Annotated in this window: 4 protein-coding genes; 3 read left to right on the forward strand and 1 reads right to left on the reverse strand. The window is 58.0% G+C overall.

The genetic code is table 11. The features are described from left to right. On the forward strand, nt 1-1310 hold a 1310-nt coding region (locus AC1DLB_RS25560; protein WP_477785875.1), incomplete at its 5' end, for a sensor histidine kinase. A 185-nt stretch (nt 1311-1495) separates the two neighbouring features. Here AC1DLB_RS25560 and AC1DLB_RS25565 read toward each other — a convergent pair. Further along, nucleotides 1496-1801, reverse strand: coding sequence for a hypothetical protein (locus AC1DLB_RS25565; RefSeq protein ID WP_477744316.1), 306 nt, complete (start codon nt 1799-1801; stop codon nt 1496-1498). Nucleotides 1802-2046: 245 nt separating this feature from the next. Between AC1DLB_RS25565 and AC1DLB_RS25570 the strand changes: the two genes are divergently transcribed. Together AC1DLB_RS25570 and AC1DLB_RS25575 are read left to right on the forward strand one after the other, a co-directional pair. Further along, nucleotides 2047-2835 carry an alpha/beta hydrolase gene (locus AC1DLB_RS25570; protein WP_477785876.1) on the forward strand — a complete coding sequence of 263 codons (789 nt, stop codon included), beginning with the start codon at nt 2047-2049 and terminating at the stop codon, nt 2833-2835. 279 nt (nt 2836-3114) lie between these two features. Beyond that, a partial coding sequence (locus AC1DLB_RS25575; protein WP_477785877.1) for a GDP-mannose 4,6-dehydratase occupies nt 3115-3375 on the forward strand: 261 nt, incomplete at its 3' end.

Raw genomic sequence — 3375 nt, forward strand, 5'->3', positions numbered from 1 at the left:
CCCTTGAATACGCCCTCTATGTCAGCAGCGAACGGGCCGAAGAAATCTCCGGGCATCTGGAATATCTGAATGAGTACATCAATCAACTGCCGCCTGAACGGCGCCCGACTTTCACTGCACTTGTAGACGCTGTGAATGCCATTGTGCGAGAGCAGCCCATCGTCAATGACCTGGTTGATCGCATCAGTGTCATTCCGGTCGCACAGCAACTGGACAGCATCAACGAGTTATTGAACGAGACACAACGGCGCACAGCCGCGACAGATCGCCAATACCACCTTTACCTGGGGATCTGCGCTGGCATCATGGCGCTGCTGTTGTTGTACCTGGCGGCCCGTCTGATTCGCAGTTATGCGCTGATCAACAAGATGAACAACCAATTGCAGACAGCGAACGAGCGGCTGGAGCAACGCGTCGAGGAACGCACCCATGAACTGTTGGAAGCCGAGCGCGAACTGATCGACGCCGCGCGGATGGCCGGTATGGCAGAGATCGCGACCAACGTGCTGCACAACGTCGGTAATGTGTTGAATAGCGTTAACGTCTCCGCGGAATTGATCACCCGCAAATTGTCGACCAGCAAAACCCTCGGCCTGGGCAAAGCGGTAAAAATGATCAATGAACATGCCGAAGACCTGGGGCAGTTCATGACGCACGATGAAAAAGGCAAACTGCTGCCCCTTTACTTCAATCAACTGGTCGATTCCATCGCGACCGAGCAATCGAGCATCGTTGACGAGCTGGCGCAACTCACCAAGAGCATCGATCACATCAAGGATATCGTCGCCACCCAACAGGCCTATGCCGGCGCCGCCCGGCTGGTCGAGCCGTTGAATGTCGTCGATCTGTTCGAAGATGCGTTACGCATGAATTCCGGCGCCTTGAGCCGGCACCATGTCACGGTCATCAAAGACTACCAGGCCACACCGACCATCATCGGCGACAAACACCGACTGTTGTTGATCCTGATCAACCTGATCAGCAATGCCAAATATGCGATGTCCAGGGTCAGCGATCATCAGCGCCGTATGACGCTGGGCGTCAGGATTATCGATAACGCAACGCTGCGCTTCAGCGTAGAGGATCAGGGCGAAGGGATTGCCGCCGAGAACATGGCCCGCATCTTCAATCACGGCTTTACCACGCGCAAGGAAGGTCATGGTTTTGGCCTGCACAGTTGCGCACTCGCGGCGGTGGAAATGAACGGGCACCTTCGCGTCCATAGCGATGGACCCGGCCAGGGAGCGATTTTTACCCTGGAAATTCCGCTGGAGATGGCGCAAGTAATGCCAGCCGCCGTAAGCCTGTAGCAGCTGCCGAGCAGCGGCTGCGTTCGCTGGTAGCAGCTGTCGAGCCTGCGAGGCTGCGTTCGGCGGCGAAGCCGTCGTCAAACCAGAGCTTGCGGTGCATCAGGCAGACCGCGTCAGTCGGACTCACGACTGCTGCGCAGCCGAACGCAGCCTCGCGCTGCTCGGCAGCTGCTACAAGGTAGCCGTCACCCCACCAGCGCAATCAATTGCTGGCGCTGTGCATCCGTGAGCATCGGGCCGAAACCTGCACCGGCGTTTTCCGCCATGTAGCGCGGGTTGCCGGTGCCGGGGATGACGCAGGTCACCGCCGGATGAGCCAGCAGGATGGGCGAACTGTCGATCACCTTTCCACCCTTCTCGAACAACGCGCTGAGCACCGCCTGCAGTTGCTTGTAAGCAGCGTCGGCTGGCGTGACATCAAAACCGCGATAAGTACCCAGGCCGACGATGGGCAACGGCTCGTTGCTGGAAGGAATGGCTCGGGTCAGCATGTTCTTGCCTCCGTGTGGCGAGGGGGCTTGCCCCCGTTCGGCTGCACAGCAGTCGTAAACCATTGCATGTGGTGTACCGCGATTGCAGGTTTTGGGGCCGCTTCGCGACCCAACGGGGGCGAGCCCCCTCGCCACAGGTGCTCGCACCCACACGGGCATTGGGCGGCGCTTCTGCACAGCTGAAATTGCTGGACTACACTCTGGCGACGCTCCAGCAATAGCTGTCTCAAGGCCCGAAGCAGTCCATGCCGTCCACTAAACTTAGCCGAATGTCGCGAACCCTGGTGTCTCTCTTCGCTTTCATTGCCGTTGCATACCTGCTGCTCTGCGTCGCGCTGTTCGTGTTTCAACGGGCCCTCATCTACTACCCGCAACCTCGCGCCATCGACACACCCGAATCGCTTCTTACCTTGTCAGTCGCCGACGCGCAGGTGCTGGTGACCGTCAGGCCGCACGACGGGCCGAAGGCGTTGATCTACTTTGGTGGCAATGCCGAGGACGTTTCCCGCAGCCTGCCCGGGTTTTCGCAAGCGTTTGCGGATCATGCGATCTACTTGCTGCATTACCGAGGCTACGGTGGCAGTACCGGGTCGCCGTCCGAGGAGGCGATTCAGCGTGACGCCATGGCCTTGTTCGACTATGTCTACAACAGCCATCCCGATATTGCAGTGATCGGACGCAGCCTGGGTTCAGGCGTTGCCGTGCGCCTGGCCAGCCAGCGCCCGGCGTCGCGGCTGATCCTGATCACGCCCTACAACAGCCYTGAAGACCTCGCCGCCCGCCAGTTTCCCTGGTTCCCGGTGAAATGGCTGTTGCAGGACAAGTTCGAATCCTGGAAATACGCCGCTCACATCACCGTCCCGACGCTGTTGGTTGCGGCCGAGCACGACGAAGTCATACCGCGCGCAAGCACAGACCGGCTCTACACCCATTTCGCCAAAGGCGTGGCCTCGCTGCAGGTCATACCGGACACGGGCCACAACTCGATCTCCGAGAGCCCCAACTACCTGAAAATGCTAGGCGCCGCGTTGTGAGCACCCTCATACCAGCACGCCTTTAAGCAGGCGGTCAGAAAAACGAAGTAATTACTTAACGTTTTTTTTACAATCCAACTGGCAGGGTATACGGCTGCCATTTCTGCGGCTCATGATGTGCACTGCACAGAACTTTACCAATACAATGGAGCAAGGCATGGAGCCAATGGTGGCAAAAAGCCCAAAAAATATACTGATCAGCGAGTACTTACAGGGGATTGTGATGCAAAAGCGCCCTTTGCGCAGAATCGGAATCAGTCACGCACAGGCGCAGGCCTCATGACGGTTCTGGTTACTGGCGCCGCCGGTTTTATTGGGTATCACACCGTCAAGCGTTTGTGTCAAGAAGGCCTTGAAGTCGTCGGTATCGACAATCTCAACGACTATTACAGCGTAGAACTCAAACACGCACGGCTCAAAGAGCTTGAATCCTTGCCGGGCTTTCGTTTCCAGGCCTTGGACATCGTCGACAAACCGGCCTTGATGGCCTTGTTCAAAGAACATGCTTTCACCGAGGTTGTGCACCTGGCCGCCCAGGCG

This window comes from Pseudomonas sp. 05N434, assembly GCF_056396965.1.